Here is a 19,319-nt window from a genome sequence, read left to right on the forward strand (position 1 = left end):
GAACAATGTATAATTAATGACGCAAATAAAACGTAATTTTAATTCTGTTTACAACGAATACCATCTTTTGGTATATAATGTTGCGCTTAATTATGTTCAAAATATTGAAGATGCTGAAGAAATTACTCAGGATGTATTCTTAAAAGTACACGAATCATTATCTGACTTTAAAGAAAACTCATCGCTCAAAACATGGTTATATCGTATAACTATAAATCAATCTTTAGATTTTATAAAAAAGAAAAACAGTAAAAAAAGATTTTTTATCTTTGGAAAAAAGAGTCAAAATGAATTTGAATTAATAAATATTTCCAATTTTGAACATCCTGGAATACTCCTAGAACAACAAGAAGATGCTAAAGTATTGTTTCTAGTAATTAATTCTTTGCCAGTAAATCAGAAAACGGCATTTATTCTTTCAAAAGTTGATGGATTAAGTAATCCTGAAGTATCTGAAATTATGGAAATAAGTATTTCTGCGGTTGAATCTTTAATTTTTAGAGCAAAAAAAGAATTAAAAGAAAAATTATCAAATAAATTTGAAGAATATCGCAAGAATAAATAATTTATTTCGTCTAAAATAATGAAAGTTAAAACTGAAATACAATGGAAAAAGATAGATGGATTGAAAATGTATTAAATAGTACAAATGGAATTACTAAAGTAAGTCCAAACGATCAATTATTTTCTAAAATACAGTCAAGAATAAACGATCAAAAACCTGCAGAAACATATGTGAAATGGTTAATTGCAGCATCAATTGTTGTACTTATTTCGTTAAATACAACTTATATATTACAAAAAAATTCTACTAACAAACAGAATAATGACAATATTACTTCTTTAGTAAAAACTGCCAATAATCAATTATACTAATTAAGATGACAAAAAGTAAATTATTAACTTTTGCAGTTATAGTCTTGTTTCTTATAAATATTTCTACGTTATCTTTTTTATTTTTTAAAGAACCAAGAACAGATAATAGGCCTAATCAAAGACCAAGACCTAATCCTAGTGAAGTAGTTATTCACGAATTGGATTTTGACGAGCAACAAATTGAAAAATATAGGGTTTTAATTGAAAAACATTCTACTCAAATTAACGATTTAGATCAAAAAATAAATGAAACTAAAAATAAACTTTATTTAGAATTAGCTTCAAATGAAAATAATTCAAAAAAAGATTCTATTTTAAATGTATTAAACAACTATAAATCTGAGGTTGAATTGGCTCATTATAATCATTTTTTAGATATTAAAAATCTTTGTAAACCAGAACAATTAAATAATTATAATACGTTAATTTTAGAGTTATCAAATATTTTTGCTCCTAAACCTATGCATCATAGAACTAATGATTAAAATTATTTATTCATTAGTTATTATATTTTCAATTCAATTAAACGCTCAGCAATCTTCTGATAGTTTATATTTAAATGTTAATGTATTATTTGATGGAAATCCATTACAATTAGATTCTAATTATATTTCAAAAACAAAAGACACTTTAAGTTTCTCAACAGTTAAATTCTACTTATCATCAGTTGAATTTCATTTTAGTGATAATTCAACTTATAAAGAAGTAAAGAGTTATCATTTAATAGATGTTACCAAACCAAAATCCACAGCACTTTCTTTTTCAAAAACTAATTTTAAAGACAAAACACTAAAATCAGTTCAATTTAATATTGGTGTGGATAGCTTAATGAGTGTTTCGGGAGCAATGAAAGACGATCTAGATCCAACAAAAGGAATGTATTGGGCTTGGCAAAGTGGTTATATTAATATGAAAATTGAAGGAAAAAGCTCGAGTTGTTTAACTCGGAAAAATAAGTTTCAGTTTCATATTGGTGGTTATATATATCCAAACTACGCAATACGAAAAGTTATCGTACCATCTATTAATCAAAAAGATAACAACAAAATAGCATTAGCTATGGACTTAGGGAAGTTGTTTTCTAAAATTCAGTTAAAAGAAAATAATACTATAATGATTCCTGGGAAAGATGCAATGCAGTTAGCCGATTTAAGTAGTCAAATTTTCTTTATGCAATGAGAAAAAGTTTTTTATACAGTTGTGTTATATTGATAATATGTATTATTTCATTTGGATATGTTTTTTATGACCCTACTCCTATTTATTTAGAAATTCCAAAAAAATGGCCAAAACCTACTTATGATTTTAGCAAAAATCCATTAACGGAAGAAGGTTTTCAATTGGGTAGAAGTTTATTTTACGATCCTATTATTTCTAGAGATAACACTATTTCATGTGCCAGTTGTCATTTGCAACAAACAGGTTTTACACATGTAGATCATGATTTAAGCCACGGAATTGAAGGTAAAATAGGAACTAGAAACTCTGCAACTTTAATGAATTTAGCTTGGAATACTCATTTCATGTGGGATGGAGCTGTAAATCATTTAGAAATACAACCTCTTGCTCCTATTGAAAGTGAAGTTGAAATGGATGAAACGCTAGAAAATATTGTCTCTAAGCTTCAACAAAACGAAAAATATGTACAAATGTTTGAAAAAGCATTTGGAACTAAAAAAATTACAGGACAGTTAACTTTAAAAGCCTTAGCTCAATTTGTAGTAATGCTTAAAACAGATAATTCTAAATACGATAAAGTCATTCGTAAAGAAGCAAATTTTACTACACAAGAGCATAATGGTTATTCTTTATTTAAACAACATTGCGCATCTTGTCATCAAGAGCCATTATTTACAAATAATAGTTTTGAAAATAACGGATTAGCTATAGATAGTACGTTAAATGATTTTGGAAGAATGAAAATTACAAATAATTCAAAAGATAAATTAAAATTTAAAGTACCAACTTTAAGAAATATACAATTTACCTTTCCATACATGCACGATGGTCGATTTAATACCTTAACAGAAGTTGTAAAACATTATAATTCTGGAATACATAAAAATGAAACATTAAGTTCTAAATTATTAAAACCAATGAATTTATCCGATAATGATAGAGTTGATTTAGTTGCTTTTTTAAAAACGTTAACAGATGAAGAATTTTTATTTAATACAAGGTTTTCTTACCCAAGAGAAAATAATTGAGAAGTTATGCAAGAAATAAAAATTATTGTCGTCTAAATATTTATAACCAAAAACTTCAAACAATGAAAAAGGTAACATTATTATTTGCACTCATTGCAATCTCTTTTAACTCTTGTGCTCAAGAAAAAAAAGAAGAACGAAAAATGCCAACAGTAGATGAAATTTTTACTCAAATGGATAGTAATAAAGATAACAAGTTGTCTAAAAAAGAAATAAAAGGTCCACTTAAAGATGACTTTTCTAAGGTAGACATCAATAAAGATGGCTTTATTAGTAAAGAAGAATTAAAAAAAGCACCAAAACCAGAAAGAAAAGGTCCGCCAGAAAGACAAGAAAAATAGTATTATTATAACTAAAGTTAATAATCATGAAAAAAATAGTTATGAATATAAAATTAAGTTTCATAATAATATTAACTGCTTCCACTAGTTTATTCATTTCTTGTAATAACGATAATGAAAAAGATGAAGTAGTTACTACTGGAACTTTAGATCCAGCTTACGCCGAATTTGATCCTGACGAAACAGATATTTATTTATATGGTACAAATGTAGTTATTGAAACTACCGGTAGACCAAATCATACAACAACTTATTGGGGAACATCACACCCTTTATATTTAAGTGAACCAACTGTACAAATGACTGCAGGTGGAGCAACTTTAATTACAGGTTACGATGCATCAGGTTCATTAACAGTTCCTCAAAACCCAACTTTTGCGAGTTCAACAACGGCAACTTCATTAAATCATGTTGGAATTGCTGTAAGTGGTGCAGCCATTTTTAATGATTCTGAAGGTAATGGACCTTTATCATCAGCTGCAGGAAGTCTTGATTGGTGTGGAGCTCACATTGGCCCATCGGTTTATCATTACCATTTAGAACCTAAAGCTTTTTCTTATGATGATGAAAATTTAGTTGGAGTTATTTCTGATGGTTTTTTTATTTATGGAAGAAAATGTCATTCAACTGGAACCTATCCAACTGATTTAGATGCGTCTCACGGACATACATCTACTACACAACATTCAACTACAGCAAAATATCATTATCATGTTGAAAATGAAGTATATTCTACAACAGGAAGTTATATAGTGTTTAAAGGTCCATACAAAGGAACACCAAATGCTTTTAACTAGAATAATATATATATCATTTATAATTAGTCTTTTTGGTTGTAATAATAATTCAAATAATAATTCAAATAATAATTCTTACAACCAAAAAGATTATTTTTCCATTATTGTACCAAAAGATAATTTAAAATTAAATACTTCAGAGGGAAATTGGTATTATAAAAATATTCCTTTCACGGGAAAAACGATTGTAAATTATCCAAATAATAAAATTCAAGAGGAAATTCTTTATTTTAAAGGTAAAAAAAATGGAGTTTCATCAAAGTATTTTATTAATGGAACTATTCAAAAAAAATCATTTTATAAGAATAATCAATTAGATGGAATTGTAAAAACTTGGTGGGAAAATGGCAATTTAGCATCTGAATCCATTTATAAAAATGGTACTAGAAATGGCATACAAAAATCTTGGCATCCCAATGGACAAATGTCACGATTGAACACTTTAAAAAATGGAATTGAAGAAGGTCTACAGCAAGCTTGGTTAGATAACGGAAAAATATATGTAAACTGTGAAATGAAAAATGGTAGAACTTTTGGGCTTAAAAGAGCTATTCTTTGTTATGAATTAAAAGATGAAAAAGTACAATACGATGAAGAATAATGTTTTAATACTAGTTAGTTTAATTTTATTAATTGGTTGTAAAAAATTAGAACAAGAAAAAGTTCTTAGTAGAGTTGAAACTTTACCTTTTTATGATGAAGCAACATTTACTCCAAAATGGTTTGCAAATGATAATGATTCTTTAAAATATTTCCATAAAATAGCAGATTTTAATCTAATTAACCAAGACGGTGAAACCATTTCTAATAAAACATTTTATAACAAAATTTATATCACAGATTTCTTTTTCACTACTTGTCCAGGAATTTGTCCAAAAATGACAGCAAGTATGATGGATTTACAAAAGGAATATATAAATGATGATGAAGTAATGCTTCTCTCTCATTCTGTAACTCCAGAAATCGATTCTGTTCCAACTTTAAAAGAATATGCCTTAAAGAATGAAATAGTTTCCTCAAAATGGCATTTGGTAACCGGAAATCGTAAAGAAATTTATGATTTAGGTAGAAAATCTTATTTCGTAGAAGAAGATTTGGGAAAAGAAAAAACAGCTAATGATTTTCTTCATACTGAAAATTTTGTTTTAGTAGATAAGAACAAACACATTAGAGGAATTTATAACGGTCTTAATTCAAATGATATAATTCAATTAATTACTGATGTTAAAACATTAAAAAAAGAAAAATAATTTTATGAAAAAACAATTACTTTGTTTATATATCCTTTTTGCCCTAGGACTAAACGCACAAACAAACCCTGCAATAACGAGTTGGCTCCAAAACACAACAACAACAGGAACTTATTACCAATCTGGAAATTCTACTCCAATTTCTAATGGTATTTTAGTAAATTGTCAACAAGTAAGATATGGAACAGATTGGGTGTATATTAATGCAACCGGAATCCCAGCTTATCCCACTGGTATTTTTACTGGAGATGGAAACACAAATGTAGCAGGCAATCAAAATGCAATTTACAGGCTTCCATTAAATCCAACTCAAAATACAGGAACTCCTACTGCAACTTCTGCAGGAAATTGTGGAATTTTCATAAATGGTGTTTCATTATTTGATTACCGAGATGGGGTTGCTTGGAATAATTCTACAAACGCTTTATGTGGTGGACCAGGTAACCCAACATGCCCAGGTGGACCAGCAGCAACACAAACTTGGAACAGAGATGCAGTACCTGCTGAAAAACTAGGTTTTGATTGTGCAAAAGGTCATCCAGCTGGTACAAATTATCATCATCATCAAAATCCAAGTGCTTTTAAATATGATAGTACAACTTCTAACTCATATTCTAATATCTGTAATTTATATGATTCTGAAGGTCTGTATACTATTAATCCATCTCAACATTCTCCATTAATAGGTTATGCTTATGATGGTTTTCCAATTTATGGCGCTTATGCTTATACAAATACTAATGGTACTGGTGCAATTACAAGAATGAAATCGGGATACCAATTAAGTACGAATACAACAAGAACAAATGGACCTCCTGTTAATTCAACTTATTTTAATGGTTATTTTAGAGAAGATTATGTATTTGTTTCACATCCTTCAGATCCTACTTATTTAGATGAACACAATGGTAGGTTTTGCATAACTCCAGAATATCCAGCAGGTATATATTGTTATTTTGCGACAGTAAATGCAGATAATTCATCTGCATATCCATATGTTATTGGACCAACTTACTATGGAAATGTAACCGGAGGAAAAGTTACAACAGTACCTACTGGTGTTACTACCTATGTTTTAAATTCAGATGATTTTACTTTAGAAAAAAAGAGTATAAAAATTTTCCCAAATCCTTCTCAAGATTTTATAACTATTCAAACTGATTTTGTCGAAACAGATTATAAAGTAGAATTAATAAATGAATTAGGACAAGTTATTAAAAGTTCAAAAATTTTACAGGGAACAACAATGTGCTCAATTGAATTAGATACTGTATACAATGGTGTGTATTTTATTAAAGTAACTTTAAGAGAACATTCTAAAACTCATAAAATTATAGTAAACAAGTAATAATAATAAATTAGGATTAGAATTAGTTTAATTAGTTGTGAAAAGAGTTTATCAAATATTTTGATTGACTCTTTTTTTTTTAAATTAATTCAAACATTAAATACTAAAAATCAACACATTAACTGATAATAAAAAAATAAAAGATTAATGTTATCAAAATATTAAATATTTAGCGCAAGAATTAAATTAAAGTTTCGTCTAAAAGAAATAAGACTAAAAATTTATTATAATGAAAAAAATTACATTATTTCTGTTCTTTTGCGCTAATTTATCTTTTGGGCAAACATTTTATGATGAAAATACTATTCAAGATATTAGAATTGTTTTTTCTCAAAGCAACTGGGATGCACTATTAGATGCTGCAGAAGCATCAGATGCTTATGTCCAAGCTACATCTGTAACCATTAATGGTACTTTAATTGAAAACGTTGGAGTAAAATATAAAGGGAATAGTTCGTATAACGCAAGTTATAATAAAAACCCTTTTCATATTGAATTAGATACTTATCAAGATCAAGATTATCAAGGTTATACAGATATAAAACTAAATAATGTTATTTATGATCCATCATTTGTTAGAGAAACGGTAGCATATAATATTACTAGAAAATATATGCATGCTCCACTATCTAATTATGCTAATGTATATGTAAATGGAACATTAATAGGGTTGTATACAAATGTTGAATCAATCTCTAAAAAATTTGTAGATAGTCATTTTGGTTCAAAAACAAATGCTTTTTTTAATTGTAGTCCTCCTGCAGGAGCAGGTCCTTCTACAACTAATTTACCAAATCTTGCATATTTAGGAACTAATAGTACAAGTTATGAATCAGCTTATGAAATGAAATCAGATACGGGTTGGGATGATTTAATTAATTTAACTAACACATTAAGTAATAATGTAACAAATATTGAAACAATTTTAGATGTTGATAGAGCTTTATGGATGTTAGCATTAGATAATGTAATGGTTAACTTAGATAGTTATATTGGACAATTTAAACAAAATTATTATTTGTATAAAGATGATAATGGACGTTTTAATCCTATAAAATGGGACTTTAATATGTGTTTTGGAACATTCAATATGACAGGAAGTAGTGGCTCTAGTGGAACTTTAACTACAACTACATCAAAAAGACAGTTATCTCATACTTTACATTCAACAGAGTCTAGCTGGCCATTAGTACAAAAATTACTCGCTGTTCCTACTTATAAGAAAAAATACTTAGCGCATTATAAAACGATCTTAACAGAAAATTTTTCTAACAATAGTTATTATGCAACTGCACAAGCATTTCAAACATTGATTAGTGCTTCAGTTTCAGCAGACCCTAATAAATTTTATACCACTGCGCAATTTACAAGTAACATGACAACAGATGTTTCTGTTGGAATGAATACAGCACCAGGTTTAAGTAATTTAATGCCTGGGCGTGTAACCTACTTAAGTGCATTAAGCGATTTTACAGCTACACAACCTACTATTTCAAATGTTACAACATCTAATAACAATCCTATGATTGGAAATAATGTTAACTTTAACGCAACAGTTACAAACGTAACGGGTAGTTCTGTATATCTAGGATATAGAACTGATGCATTATTACCTTTTAATAAAATTACTTTATATGATGATGGTGCACATAATGATGGTGTTGCTGGTGATAACATTTATGGTAACTCGATTACAATTTCAAGTGTAACAACTCAATATTATATTTATGGAGAAAATACAACAATTGGAAAATTTTCTCCTGAAAGAGCAGAACATGAGTATTATACTTTAACGGCCACTTATCCTACTATTACACCTGGTGATTTAGTTGTGAACGAGATTATGGCTCAAAATACAAATACAGTTACTGATCCTCATGGAGATTATAGCGATTGGTTTGAGTTATATAACAATTCAACTAACACTATTAGTCTTGATTATTTATATGCTACAGATGATCCAACAAATTTATTAAAATGGCAATTTCCCTCAGGACTTACAATAGCGCCAAATAGTTACTTAATTGTATGGGCAGATGAAGATTTAAATCAAGATGGTATCCATGCAGACTTTAAGTTTTCAGCAGCTGGAGAAAGTTGCATACTTTCTTATTCAGATGGTACAATCGTAGATAGTGTAACATTTGGAGTTCAAACGGCAAATATGGGTTATGCAAGAATTCCTAATGGAACAGGAAATTTTGTAATACAAGCACCTACTTATAATGCTAATAATGAGTCATTATCTATCTCAAGTGAAGTTTTTAATCAATCATTAATTACTTATCCTAACCCAACATCAGGAAATTTAACTATTGAAAATAGTCAATTTAATATTGAAAAAGTGGAAATTTTTAATTTACAAGGCCAACTTTTATATTCTAATAAATATGAAAATTCTAATTTATTGAATTTAGATTTTTCAAGTTATTCAAACGGAATGTATTTAGTAGTAATCAATTCAAATACTAACATAAAAATCATTAAAAACTAATTAAAATGAAATACAAAACATTATTACTTATTGCAATAACATCACTTTTATTATCATGTTCAAAAGATGAAGGTTATGGAGGATTAGCTACAATTACTGGAAAAGTATATGGAAAAGATTATAATTCAAACGGTGTATTAGTTAGTGAAAATTACCTTGGTGGAGCAAAAGTTTATATTGGTGTGCACGGAAGTTCAACTCCATTTGATGATATCGATACTTCATATGATGGAACTTTTAGATTTGAATATTTACAAAAAGGAACTTACGACATTTGGGTTTTTGGTGATTGTGATTCTTGTAGTTGGGATCAAACCTATGTTTTGCAAACTGTAGAAATTTCTTCAAAAAAATCTTCTGTAACAATGGAAGATTTAATAATTACATTTTAATAAAAGATGTTTAATAAATTTAAAAATAACTTAAATTCAATAAGTCCAGTTTCTTTAAGAGAGCTAGACTCTGTTGCATTACTTAACAGAGTTGATAGTAAGTATACTTTAACAGAAGAAAATTTAAATAATATTCTTCCATGTTTAGTAAACAACTATAACGTACTTGAAATTGATGGAATGAGAGTTTTTACCTATGAAAACAATTATTTTGACACCCCAAATTTATTGTTTTTTAGAGATCATCATAACGGATATGCTAAAAGAATTAAAGTTAGAAGCAGAAGATATGTAGAGTCTAATCTTTGTTTTTTTGAAATTAAAAAAAAAGAAAAAATATCTAGAACAAACAAATTTAGAGAACGTTTGCCTAATATTCTTTCTGAAATTAATGCAGATAGAAAAGAAGTAATACAAAGCTTCATTCGTAAAGAAATATCTGACATTAAATTAATTCTAAAAAACAATTTTAGTAGAATTACATTAGTTAATAAAAATTTTACAGAGCGAGTTACGATCGATTTAAACCTACATTTTCAAGATGGTGATCAAGAAGTTAAATTAGATAATGTAGCTATTGTAGAAGTTAAACAATCTAAGACATCAATTGCATCTCCAATAACAACTTACTTTAAAGAGAATACAATTAGACAACAAAGTATAAGTAAATACATATATGGTGTAGCATCCTTAATGCCCGAAATCAAAAAAAATAATTTTTTACCCATAATCAAAAAAATAAATAATTTAACCTAATGGAAAACGAAGAACTAGTAACATCAGCATTCAGTATAAGTGATTTTTCAAATAGAGCTTTAATAGATTTTATTGCAATTATTATATTAGTAGGATTCATTTATTATCCAAAACATAAAAACAAAGACTTCATTTTTAACTTCGTTTTATTCAACGTTGTTAATTTCATGATTTGTAGTTTGCTTGGAGCAGTAAAAATTAAAATTGGGTTTGCTTTTGGATTGTTTGCAATGTTTTCAATTATTAGATATAGAACCATTGCAATTTCAATTAAAGATATGGGTTACTTCTTTGGCTGCGTAGCACTTGGAATGATCAACTCGTTAGCTTCTGTTGAAGATGGTTTTACTTTATTAATCATATGTAACGCTGTAATTCTATTATTAACATTCTTACTTGAACGTTTAGATTTTCTAAAAAACGAAAATTCAAAACTAATTGTTTATGATAATGTAGAGTTAATAAAACCAGAAAATAAGTTGTTATTATTAGATGATTTAAAATTTAGAACTGGTTTAAATATTCATAAAGTAGAAGTGCTTACAATAGATTATTTAAAAGATGTAGCTCAAATTAAGGCTTATTATTTTTCTAAAGAAAGTTTAAATTTAATTCCAAATTCAACTGATAATGATGATTAATAAGAAAATTATAGGTCTTTTTTTAATTTTCTTTACTTCTGTAATTTATAGTCAAAGTTATACTGATACGCAAGGAAGGTTTATTTCTTCGGTAGATTATAAAATTACTAAAAAATTAAAAATTTCAGGTGAATATAGATATTCATTACAGAATGATTTTGCCGTGTTTAGATCAAGTGCAGGAGAAATTGGTTTAAAATACGATTTTACAAAACGATTAAATGTTTTAGGCGGTTATCGATTCACAACTTCTTTTGAAGAAGACAACCATCGTTTTTTTGTTGGAATTAAATACAATAAAAAATGGAACGACTTTAAAGCGGCTATAACATCAAAATATCAATTTTCTACTAATAGTTTTGATTCGGACTTTATGCAGTATTATAAAGAACCCGTTCATATGCTTAGAGAAGAAATAAGTTTAGATTATGATATTCCAAATACGAAAGCTTCAGTATTTATTGCTTCTGAAATATTTTTGAAAATGGACAGTCAGCCTTATTTAAAATGGAATAGAATGCGTTATTCAATTGGTGGAGAATACAGATTGAAGTATGGTACCACAGTTGGTCTTTCGGGTTTTTATGACGATAAAGTGAATCCGCAAAAAAATGATAGGATTGTACTTGTTACAAAACTGAACGTTTCAATTGATGGTTTTCTTAAAAAGCTAAAAAAGAATAAGAAGAAAGCGTTGAAAAAGGAAAATGAACAAAATGAAGAAATTGAAGAATAAAAAAAAGCGAAACATTTGTTTCGCTTTTTTTTATCTGATAGTTTAAGATTAACCTAAAACTTCTTTTACTTTTTTACCAATTTCAGCTGGAGAATCTACAACGTGAATTCCGTTTTCTCTCATAATACGTTTCTTAGCTTCAGCTGTATCATCAGATCCTCCTACAATTGCACCTGCGTGACCCATTGTACGACCTGCTGGAGCAGTTTCACCTGCAATAAAACCAACAACTGGTTTTCTGTTTCCGTCCGCTTTAACCCATTTAGCAGCATCAGCTTCTAATTGACCACCAATTTCACCTATCATTACGATGATTTCAGTTTCTGGATCGTTCATTAATAATTCAACAGCTTCTTTAGTTGTAGTTCCAATGATTGGATCTCCACCAATTCCGATAGCTGTAGTAACTCCTAATCCTTGTTTTGCAACTTGATCAGCAGCTTCATAAGTTAAAGTACCTGATTTAGAAACGATACCTACTGTTCCTTTTTTGAAAACAAAACCTGGCATAATACCAACTTTAGCTTCACCTGGAGTAATAACACCTGGACAGTTAGGACCTACTAAACGACAATCTCTATCTTGTACATAAGCGTAAGCTTTAATCATATCAGCAACAGGGATTCCCTCTGTGATACAAATAATAACTTTAATTCCTGCATCAGCAGCTTCCATAATTGCATCGGCAGCAAAAGCTGGAGGTACAAATAAAATAGAAGTATCAGCTCCTGCTTGATCAACTGCATCTTTTACAGTATTAAAAACAGGAAGGTCTAAATGTGTTTGACCACCTTTACCTGGAGTAACTCCACCTACAACATTTGTTCCGTATTCAATCATTTGAGTAGCGTGGAAAGTTCCTTCGCTACCTGTAAATCCTTGAACAATTATTTTTGAATCTTTATTTACTAAAACACTCATGATATGATTATTATAATTATATTTTTATTTGTGATGCAAAAGTAAGATTTTTGATAAAAAAACGATACCTTTTTTACTTTTATTTTATGCTGGTTGGCTAATTTGATAACCTTTTATTAATTTATTTCCTGAAAACTCCCAAATAACAATAATTTTTGCAATATGCATTAATTCTTTAGGGTTTTCTATGGTTGCAACTTTATGGTTATAATGAACAGTTACTAAATCATCTTCGGCGATTAAATGCTCAATCTCAATAATTGATTTATGATAATTTTGACTTAATTCTTTGCCTAAATTTATTATTCCCTCTTTTTCTAAAATTAAAGTTCCTTCAGAACTATCCCAATGAAGAATAACATCATCATGTAGTATTTTATTTAATGCATTTACATCTCTAATACCATCTGAAATATAAAACTCTTTAAGTAGTTCTTTTTTTGCCATAATTACTTTAATTTATTTAGAATCTCAGGAATTCGTTTAATATTTACTAACTGCTTTAGCTTTTCTCTAGATTCTTCAATAGGAGTACCAAAATAGGTCTTCCCTCCTTCTATAGATTTTGTCACCCCAGTTTGCCCTAGTATTATTGCTTTTTCTCCAATTGAAATTCCGCTTGTTGTTCCTACTTGCCCCCAAATAGTAACTTCATTTTCAATCACAACACAACCCGCAATTCCTGTTTGAGCAGCAATTAAACATTTCTTACCAATAATTGTATCATGACCAACATGAACCTGATTGTCTATTTTTGTTCCTTCTCCAATAGTAGTATCTCCAGTAACTCCTTTATCAATAGTACATAAAGCTCCTATTCCAACATTATCTTCTATGACTACTCTTCCGTTTGATAAAAGTTGGTCATACCCTTCCGGACGTTTTTTATAATAAAAAGCATCAGCGCCAAGAATTGTTCCGGCTTGTATAACTACATTATTACCAATTATCGTATTGTCATAAATAGTAACATTTGGATGAATAATACAATTTGTGCCAATTGATACATTATTACCAATGAAGCAATTAGGTTGAATTATCGACCCTTCTCCTACTTTAGATGATTCAGAAATTGAAACATTTGAAGGTTGAAAAGGTCTAAAGTGTTTTGTTAATGTGTTAAAATCTCTAAAAGGATCATCTGAAATTAGTAAAGCTTTACCTTTTGGACATTCTACTTCTTTATTAATTAAAATAATTGTAGCTGCCGATTGTAATGCTTTGTCATAATATTTTGGATGATCAACAAAAACGATATCTCCAGGTGTAACCACATGAATTTCATTCATACCTTCAACCGGAAAATCATCATTACCAACATAATTAGCACTAATTATATTTGCAATATCTTTAAGAGTTTGTTTTGAAGAAAATTTCATATAAAATTATTCTTTTACTCGCTCCATATAATTACCAGAAGCAGTATCAATTTTAATTTTATCTCCTTCATTTATAAACAAAGGCACATTAACACTAGCGCCTGTTTCAACAGTTGCAGGTTTTGTAGCATTTGTTGCTGTATTTCCTTTCAAACCTGGTTCAGTATATGTTACTTCAAGAACAATTGAAGCTGGCATATCTACTGATAAAGGTAAATCAGTTTCAGTGTTTATTTGTAGTAATACATTTGTTCCTTCTTTTAATAAATCTGGAGCATCTAAAACACTTCTTTGTAAAGTAATTTGTTCGTAGTTATCTACGTTCATAAAGTGAAATGTTTCACCTTCTGCATATAAAAATTGATAGGTATGCGTTTCTACACGAACAACATCAATTTTATGCCCTGCTGAAAAGGTATTGTCTAATACTTTTCCATTACTAACTGATTTTAATTTTGTTCTTACAAAAGCAGGTCCTTTTCCTGGTTTAACGTGTAAAAATTCAATAATTTTATATATATCGTGATTATATTTAATACATAATCCGTTTCTAATATCTGAAGTACTTGCCATTTTATTTATTTTATTTAAATTTTAATATATTTAAAGTCTATCCAATTCCTGAATAACCTTTCATAATTCCTCTTGAAGAATTTTTTATGAAATCTAAAATTTCATCTCTTTCGTTAGTTGCTTCCATTTCAGCTTCAATGATACTAACTGCTTGAGAAGTATTGTAATTTTTTTGATATAAAATTCTGTATATATCTTGAACTTCTCTAATCTTTTCAGTTGTAAAACCTCTTCTTCTTAATCCTACAGAGTTTATACCAACGTAAGATAAAGGTTCTTTTGCTGCTTTTGTAAAGGGTGGAACATCTTTACGGACTAAAGAACCACCAGAAATCATTGCATGTTCTCCAATACTAATAAATTGATGAACAGCTGCTAAACCTCCAATAATAGCAAAGTTACCTACGGTTACATGACCAGCTAATGCAACGCCATTTACAATAATTGCATTATTACCAATATTACAGTCGTGTGCTATATGGGCTGTAGCCATAATTAAACAATTTTGACCGATTACTGTTTTCCCAGAAGCTGAAGTTCCTCTGTTAATTGTAACACATTCTCTTACAGTTGTATTATCTCCTATAATTGCTAAAGAATCTTCTCCACCAAATTTTAAGTCTTGAGGAACTGCAGCAATTACTGCACCTGGAAAAATGTTACAATTCTTACCAATTCTTGCTCCTTCCATTATTGTTACATTAGAACCTATCCAAGTTCCTTCACCAATTTCAACATTATTATGAATAGTTGTAAAAGGATCTATAACCACATTTCGAGCAATTTTCGCTCCAGGATGTACATATGCTAACGGTTGATTCATAAAATATTATTTTTTTGCTATTTGTGCCATTAATTCGGCTTGTGCAACTAATTTACCGTTTGCATAAGCATAAGCTTGCATATGGCATATTCCACGTCTAATAGGTGTTATTAAATCACATTTAAATACTAATGTATCACCAGGTAATACTTTTTGTTTGAATTTAACATTATCAATTTTCATGAAGAATGTTAAATAATTTTCAGGATCTGGTACAGAACTTAAAATTAAAATACCTCCTGTTTGAGCCATTGCTTCTACAATTAAAACCCCAGGCATTACTGGAGCTCCAGGAAAATGTCCCACGAAGAAATCTTCATTCATAGTTACATTTTTCAACCCAACTACATGACTGTCTGACATTTCTAAAATTCTATCAACTAATAAAAACGGTGGACGGTGAGGCAACATAGACATAATTTTTGTTATGTCCATTAATGGTTCTTTATGTAAATCGTATACAGGAATTTGGTTTCTCTGTTCTGCTTTAATTATTTTTGAAAGATGTTTTGCAAATTGTGTATTAATCGAATGACCTGGTTTATTTGCAATAACTTTTCCTTGAATTTTAATACCTACTAAAGCTAAATCTCCAATAACATCTAGCAATTTATGACGAGCAGCTTCATTTGGAAAGTGTAAAGTAAGATTGTCTAAAATTCCGTTTTCTTTTACAGAAATTTTATCTTTATTAAAAGCTTTTTTTAAGTTCTCCATGGTTTCAGGAGAAATTTCTTTATCTACATAAACTATTGCATTATTTAAATCACCACCTTTAATTAGACCATGTTGCAATAAGCTTTCTAATTCATGTAAAAAGCTAAAAGTTCTACAATCAGCAATTTCAGTTTTAAATTCTGAAATTGAATTCATTGTTGCATTTTGAGTTCCTAAAATTTTAGTTCCAAAATCAACCATTGCTGTAACACTATATTCATCACTTGGAATAATAGTTATTTCACTTCCGGTTGTTTCATCTTTATATGAAATAACTTCTTTAACAACATAAACATTTCTTTCAGCACATTGCTCTTCAATACCTACTTTTTCAATGGCTTCAACAAAGTACTTTGATGACCCATCCATAATAGGAGGCTCAGAAGCGTTTAATTCTATAATTACATTGTCAACATCACAACCTACAAAAGCAGCTAAAACATGCTCTGAAGTTTGAATATTAACTCCGCCTTTTTCAAGGTTAGTTCCTCTTTGTGTGTTTACTACATAGTTTGCATCAGCTTCAATAACTGGTTGACCTTCAAGATCAACTCTAATAAATGTAAAACCGTTGTTAACTGGTGCAGGTTTAAATGTCATTATAACATCTTGTCCTGTGTGTAATCCTACTCCTGTAAGAGTTATTTCACTTGCGATGGTTTTTTGCTTAACCATAAGAATTAATTATTTTTTTTAAATTCGTTAATATCTGAAACTATTTTAGGTAAATTTTTAAAATGAACATATGATTTAGCAAAATCTCCATAATTAAATGCTGGAGAACCTTGAACTACTTCATTATCTGGTAGATTTTTACCAATTCCTGATTGCGCTTGTACTTTTACTCCATTTCCGATCGTTAAATGCCCCGCAATTCCTACCTGTCCGCCAATCATGCAATTTTTTCCAATTTTTGTAGAACCTGCAATTCCTGTTTGAGCAGCAATAACCGTATTTTCGTCAATATCTACATTATGTGCTACTTGTATGTGATTGTCTAATTTTACTCCGTTTCTAATAAATGTAGAACCTAATGTCGCTCTATCAATAGTAGTGTTTGCACCTATTTCAACATCATTTTCTATAATTACATTACCTATTTGTGGTACTTTTTTAAATGTACCGTCTTGTTGTGGTGCAAAACCAAATCCGTCTGAACCAATAATTGTTCCTGAATGAATAGTACAATTGTTACCAATTTCAGTTTCTGAATAAATTCGTACACCAGCAAAAAAGATACAATCATTACCTATAGTTACATTATCGCCAATAAAACTATTAGGATAAATTTTTACATTAGTACCTATTTTTACATTTTTACCAATGTAACAAAAACTACCTAAATATAGTCCTTCACCATAAGTAACATTTTCTGAAATCATTGATGGCTGTTCAATACCTGATTTCATTAGCTTTACCTGATTGTAATATTCTAATAATTTAGAAAAAGATTTATATGCATCTTCAACCTTAATTAAAGTTGTAGTTATTTCTTGTTCTGGTACAAAAGTATTGCTAACAATCGTTATAGTTGCTTTTGTAGAGTATATGTAATTGATATACTTAGGATTAGCTAAAAAAGTTAATGATCCTTCTGTGCCTTCTTCTATTTTCGCTAATTTAAAAACTTCAGCATTAGGATTCCCTACTACTTTACCTTCTAATATACCTGCTATTTGTTCTGCTGTAAATTTCATCTTGACAAAAATATAAAATTAAATTAAATACTTAGACTTCCAATACTACTTTTGGAAAACATATAAAATATTTTGTAACAGGTTTAGATAATGCTTTTAAATTTAATTGATCAGAAGCTTCTACTACATCTTCCACTTTTTTGTTCTTTTTTAGTATTCGTATAGGTTCATCATTTTTATTATAAGCCTGATTTTTTATTTTTCCTTTAAACACAAAATAAGCCGCTTCTTTTTCAGATAAACTATGTTTTTTCATGTATAATTCTATATAACCTAATAATCTCTCTTTGTTAGGTTTATCATCTCCCATCTGAATTTTTAGTAGATCTCTGTTTAATGTCATTTTACACAAAGAACTTAATACAAAATCATCGTGAAATTGCCATTCTTTTATTGCTCCCATCACATCATAATCATCCAATAATGCAAATTTTTCAAGTATTGAATTATTGAAATCTATTAATGAAATTTTATTATTTAAGAAGAATTTTAACGGCTGACTACAATTTAAAATAATTCCTTTTTGAGATAATTCTTTTGCTCTTTTTAAGATTTTTGTCAATATTAATTCAGCAACTACTCCAGTTTTATGTAAATAAACTTGCCAATACATTAATCTTCTTGCTACTAAAAACATTTCTACCGAATAAATCCCTTTTTCCTCAATAACTAAGCAGTCATCCTGAACATTCATCATTTGAATTAATCGTTCACTGTTGATGTTTCCTTCAGCAACTCCACTATAAAAACTATCGCGACGCAAATAATCCATTCTATCCATATCTAATTGACTCGAAATTAATTGCAACATGAATTTTCTATGATATTCACCTTTAAAAACTTGTATCGCTAAATCTAATTGCCCATTAAATTCAACATTTAATTCTTGCATGAAAAGTAATGATAATTCTTCATGATGCACTTCTTCAACAATACTTTTTTCCATTGCATGACTGTATGGGCCGTGGCCTATATCATGTAAAAGTATAGCTACATAAAGGGCATTTTCCTCATCATCTGAAATATCAACTCCTTTAAAGCGCAATGTTTGTACAGCTTTTTGCATAATATGCATACAACCTATCGCATGATGAAAACGCGTATGATGTGCGCCAGGATAAACCAAATAAGTCATTCCCATTTGAGAAATTCTTCGCAAACGCTGAAAATATCTATGCTGAATTAAATCGTAAATTAGAGTGTTAGGAATGGTTATGAAACCATAAATTGGATCGTTAAAAATTTTGAGTTTATTGGTTTGGCTCACAAGTTTAAATTTTGATTAACAAATGTAATTAAAATTAACAGATTTTTTATGAACTATTAAATATTCATTTTTTTAAGTATATACATAAATTTTATACTAATTTT

23 protein-coding genes are annotated in these 19,319 nt (G+C 28.9%); 15 read left to right on the plus strand and 8 right to left on the minus strand.

Annotated elements, in window-relative coordinates:
- Positions 1-16: 16 nt before the first annotated feature.
- The 15 genes from OLM55_RS09905 to OLM55_RS09975 all read left to right on the plus strand — a co-directional run bounded on the left by OLM55_RS09905 (position 17) and on the right by OLM55_RS09975 (position 11,838).
- Positions 17-565 (plus strand): RNA polymerase sigma factor, encoded by a 549-nt coding sequence (locus tag OLM55_RS09905; RefSeq protein WP_264558744.1) that lies wholly within the window; start codon positions 17-19, stop codon positions 563-565.
- A gap of 41 nt (positions 566-606) precedes the next feature.
- On the plus strand, positions 607-876 hold the full coding sequence (locus OLM55_RS09910) for a hypothetical protein (RefSeq protein ID WP_264558745.1): 270 nt from the start codon (positions 607-609) through the stop codon (positions 874-876).
- Between the two features lie 5 nt (positions 877-881).
- The gene (locus OLM55_RS09915; protein ID WP_264558746.1) at positions 882-1,361 is read left to right on the plus strand and encodes a hypothetical protein; all 480 of its coding nucleotides are present in this window, start codon (positions 882-884) and stop codon (positions 1,359-1,361) included.
- A complete protein-coding gene (locus OLM55_RS09920; RefSeq protein ID WP_264558747.1) occupies positions 1,354-2,055 on the plus strand; it encodes an MbnP family protein in 702 nt (233 codons plus the stop codon). Before OLM55_RS09915 ends, OLM55_RS09920 begins: the two co-directional genes overlap by 8 nt.
- Positions 2,052-3,083 (plus strand): cytochrome-c peroxidase, encoded by a 1,032-nt coding sequence (locus OLM55_RS09925; RefSeq protein WP_264558748.1) that lies wholly within the window; start codon positions 2,052-2,054, stop codon positions 3,081-3,083. Before OLM55_RS09920 ends, OLM55_RS09925 begins: the two co-directional genes overlap by 4 nt.
- A gap of 62 nt (positions 3,084-3,145) precedes the next feature.
- The gene (locus OLM55_RS09930) at positions 3,146-3,424 is read left to right on the plus strand and encodes an EF-hand domain-containing protein (RefSeq protein WP_264558749.1); all 279 of its coding nucleotides are present in this window, start codon (positions 3,146-3,148) and stop codon (positions 3,422-3,424) included.
- 26 nt (positions 3,425-3,450) lie between these two features.
- A complete protein-coding gene (locus OLM55_RS09935) occupies positions 3,451-4,221 on the plus strand; it encodes a YHYH protein (RefSeq protein ID WP_264558750.1) in 771 nt (256 codons plus the stop codon).
- Positions 4,208-4,822: a toxin-antitoxin system YwqK family antitoxin gene (locus OLM55_RS09940; RefSeq protein WP_264558751.1), complete on the plus strand. Its 615-nt coding sequence runs from the start codon at positions 4,208-4,210 to the stop codon at positions 4,820-4,822. Before OLM55_RS09935 ends, OLM55_RS09940 begins: the two co-directional genes overlap by 14 nt.
- Positions 4,794-5,471 carry an SCO family protein gene (locus OLM55_RS09945; protein WP_264558752.1) on the plus strand — a complete coding sequence of 226 codons (678 nt, stop codon included), beginning with the start codon at positions 4,794-4,796 and terminating at the stop codon, positions 5,469-5,471. Before OLM55_RS09940 ends, OLM55_RS09945 begins: the two co-directional genes overlap by 29 nt.
- Before the next feature lie 4 nt (positions 5,472-5,475).
- Entirely contained in the window at positions 5,476-6,819 is a 1,344-nt protein-coding gene (locus OLM55_RS09950) for a YHYH protein (protein ID WP_264558753.1), read from the plus strand.
- A gap of 229 nt (positions 6,820-7,048) precedes the next feature.
- A complete protein-coding gene (locus OLM55_RS09955) occupies positions 7,049-9,313 on the plus strand; it encodes a CotH kinase family protein (RefSeq protein ID WP_264558754.1) in 2,265 nt (754 codons plus the stop codon).
- 5 nt (positions 9,314-9,318) lie between these two features.
- Positions 9,319-9,705, plus strand: a complete 387-nt coding sequence (locus OLM55_RS09960) for a hypothetical protein (RefSeq protein WP_264558755.1) — start codon at positions 9,319-9,321, stop codon at positions 9,703-9,705.
- A gap of 6 nt (positions 9,706-9,711) precedes the next feature.
- Positions 9,712-10,461, plus strand: coding sequence for a polyphosphate polymerase domain-containing protein (locus OLM55_RS09965; protein ID WP_264558756.1), 750 nt, complete (start codon positions 9,712-9,714; stop codon positions 10,459-10,461).
- Positions 10,461-11,102 (plus strand): DUF4956 domain-containing protein, encoded by a 642-nt coding sequence (locus OLM55_RS09970; RefSeq protein ID WP_264558757.1) that lies wholly within the window; start codon positions 10,461-10,463, stop codon positions 11,100-11,102. Before OLM55_RS09965 ends, OLM55_RS09970 begins: the two co-directional genes overlap by 1 nt.
- On the plus strand, positions 11,092-11,838 hold the full coding sequence (locus OLM55_RS09975; RefSeq protein WP_264558758.1) for a DUF2490 domain-containing protein: 747 nt from the start codon (positions 11,092-11,094) through the stop codon (positions 11,836-11,838). The genes OLM55_RS09970 and OLM55_RS09975 overlap by 11 nt, the downstream gene beginning before the upstream one ends.
- A gap of 48 nt (positions 11,839-11,886) precedes the next feature.
- On the opposite strand, the gene sucD is transcribed toward OLM55_RS09975, so the two are convergent.
- From sucD to OLM55_RS10015, 8 genes are all read right to left on the minus strand, one after another.
- Positions 11,887-12,759 carry a succinate--CoA ligase subunit alpha gene (gene sucD, locus OLM55_RS09980; RefSeq protein WP_264558759.1) on the minus strand — a complete coding sequence of 291 codons (873 nt, stop codon included), beginning with the start codon at positions 12,757-12,759 and terminating at the stop codon, positions 11,887-11,889.
- An 84-nt stretch (positions 12,760-12,843) separates the two neighbouring features.
- Entirely contained in the window at positions 12,844-13,206 is a 363-nt protein-coding gene (locus tag OLM55_RS09985) for a nuclear transport factor 2 family protein (protein ID WP_264558760.1), read from the minus strand.
- Between the two features lie 2 nt (positions 13,207-13,208).
- Complete coding sequence (locus OLM55_RS09990; RefSeq protein ID WP_264558761.1) at positions 13,209-14,138, minus strand: UDP-3-O-(3-hydroxymyristoyl)glucosamine N-acyltransferase; 930 nt, start codon at positions 14,136-14,138, stop codon at positions 13,209-13,211.
- A gap of 6 nt (positions 14,139-14,144) precedes the next feature.
- Positions 14,145-14,711: an elongation factor P gene (gene efp, locus OLM55_RS09995; protein WP_264558762.1), complete on the minus strand. Its 567-nt coding sequence runs from the start codon at positions 14,709-14,711 to the stop codon at positions 14,145-14,147.
- A gap of 37 nt (positions 14,712-14,748) precedes the next feature.
- On the minus strand, positions 14,749-15,534 hold the full coding sequence (gene lpxA / locus OLM55_RS10000; protein ID WP_264558763.1) for an acyl-ACP--UDP-N-acetylglucosamine O-acyltransferase: 786 nt from the start codon (positions 15,532-15,534) through the stop codon (positions 14,749-14,751).
- A gap of 6 nt (positions 15,535-15,540) precedes the next feature.
- Positions 15,541-16,926 carry a bifunctional UDP-3-O-[3-hydroxymyristoyl] N-acetylglucosamine deacetylase/3-hydroxyacyl-ACP dehydratase gene (locus OLM55_RS10005; RefSeq protein ID WP_264558764.1) on the minus strand — a complete coding sequence of 462 codons (1,386 nt, stop codon included), beginning with the start codon at positions 16,924-16,926 and terminating at the stop codon, positions 15,541-15,543.
- Positions 16,927-16,931: 5 nt separating this feature from the next.
- Positions 16,932-17,948, minus strand: coding sequence for a UDP-3-O-(3-hydroxymyristoyl)glucosamine N-acyltransferase (lpxD, locus tag OLM55_RS10010; RefSeq protein WP_264558765.1), 1,017 nt, complete (start codon positions 17,946-17,948; stop codon positions 16,932-16,934).
- Positions 17,949-17,979: 31 nt separating this feature from the next.
- Positions 17,980-19,215 carry an HD domain-containing protein gene (locus OLM55_RS10015; RefSeq protein ID WP_264558766.1) on the minus strand — a complete coding sequence of 412 codons (1,236 nt, stop codon included), beginning with the start codon at positions 19,213-19,215 and terminating at the stop codon, positions 17,980-17,982.
- Between the last annotated feature and the right edge of the window lie 104 nt (positions 19,216-19,319).

Source organism: Flavobacterium sp. N2270 (assembly GCF_025947225.1).
In the GTDB taxonomy this organism is placed as follows: domain Bacteria; phylum Bacteroidota; class Bacteroidia; order Flavobacteriales; family Flavobacteriaceae; genus Flavobacterium.

Excerpts from the sequence above, each read along its gene's own strand:
- OLM55_RS09905 (WP_264558744.1), top strand. The coding sequence starts at position 17 with ATGACGCAAATAAAACGTAATTTTAATTCTGTTTACAACGAATACCAT.
- OLM55_RS09910 (WP_264558745.1), top strand. The coding sequence starts at position 607 with ATGGAAAAAGATAGATGGATTGAAAATGTATTAAATAGTACAAATGGA.
- OLM55_RS09915 (WP_264558746.1), top strand. The coding sequence starts at position 882 with ATGACAAAAAGTAAATTATTAACTTTTGCAGTTATAGTCTTGTTTCTT.
- OLM55_RS09920 (WP_264558747.1), top strand. The coding sequence starts at position 1,354 with ATGATTAAAATTATTTATTCATTAGTTATTATATTTTCAATTCAATTA.
- OLM55_RS09925 (WP_264558748.1), top strand. The coding sequence starts at position 2,052 with ATGAGAAAAAGTTTTTTATACAGTTGTGTTATATTGATAATATGTATT.
- OLM55_RS09930 (WP_264558749.1), top strand. The coding sequence starts at position 3,146 with ATGAAAAAGGTAACATTATTATTTGCACTCATTGCAATCTCTTTTAAC.
- OLM55_RS09935 (WP_264558750.1), top strand. The coding sequence starts at position 3,451 with ATGAAAAAAATAGTTATGAATATAAAATTAAGTTTCATAATAATATTA.
- OLM55_RS09940 (WP_264558751.1), top strand. The coding sequence starts at position 4,208 with ATGCTTTTAACTAGAATAATATATATATCATTTATAATTAGTCTTTTT.
- OLM55_RS09945 (WP_264558752.1), top strand. The coding sequence starts at position 4,794 with ATGAAAAAGTACAATACGATGAAGAATAATGTTTTAATACTAGTTAGT.
- OLM55_RS09950 (WP_264558753.1), top strand. The coding sequence starts at position 5,476 with ATGAAAAAACAATTACTTTGTTTATATATCCTTTTTGCCCTAGGACTA.
- OLM55_RS09955 (WP_264558754.1), top strand. The coding sequence starts at position 7,049 with ATGAAAAAAATTACATTATTTCTGTTCTTTTGCGCTAATTTATCTTTT.
- OLM55_RS09960 (WP_264558755.1), top strand. The coding sequence starts at position 9,319 with ATGAAATACAAAACATTATTACTTATTGCAATAACATCACTTTTATTA.
- OLM55_RS09965 (WP_264558756.1), top strand. The coding sequence starts at position 9,712 with ATGTTTAATAAATTTAAAAATAACTTAAATTCAATAAGTCCAGTTTCT.
- OLM55_RS09970 (WP_264558757.1), top strand. The coding sequence starts at position 10,461 with ATGGAAAACGAAGAACTAGTAACATCAGCATTCAGTATAAGTGATTTT.
- OLM55_RS09975 (WP_264558758.1), top strand. The coding sequence starts at position 11,092 with ATGATGATTAATAAGAAAATTATAGGTCTTTTTTTAATTTTCTTTACT.
- sucD (WP_264558759.1), bottom strand. The coding sequence starts at position 12,759 with ATGAGTGTTTTAGTAAATAAAGATTCAAAAATAATTGTTCAAGGATTT.
- OLM55_RS09985 (WP_264558760.1), bottom strand. The coding sequence starts at position 13,206 with ATGGCAAAAAAAGAACTACTTAAAGAGTTTTATATTTCAGATGGTATT.
- OLM55_RS09990 (WP_264558761.1), bottom strand. The coding sequence starts at position 14,138 with ATGAAATTTTCTTCAAAACAAACTCTTAAAGATATTGCAAATATAATT.
- efp (WP_264558762.1), bottom strand. The coding sequence starts at position 14,711 with ATGGCAAGTACTTCAGATATTAGAAACGGATTATGTATTAAATATAAT.
- lpxA (WP_264558763.1), bottom strand. The coding sequence starts at position 15,534 with ATGAATCAACCGTTAGCATATGTACATCCTGGAGCGAAAATTGCTCGA.
- OLM55_RS10005 (WP_264558764.1), bottom strand. The coding sequence starts at position 16,926 with ATGGTTAAGCAAAAAACCATCGCAAGTGAAATAACTCTTACAGGAGTA.
- lpxD (WP_264558765.1), bottom strand. The coding sequence starts at position 17,948 with ATGAAATTTACAGCAGAACAAATAGCAGGTATATTAGAAGGTAAAGTA.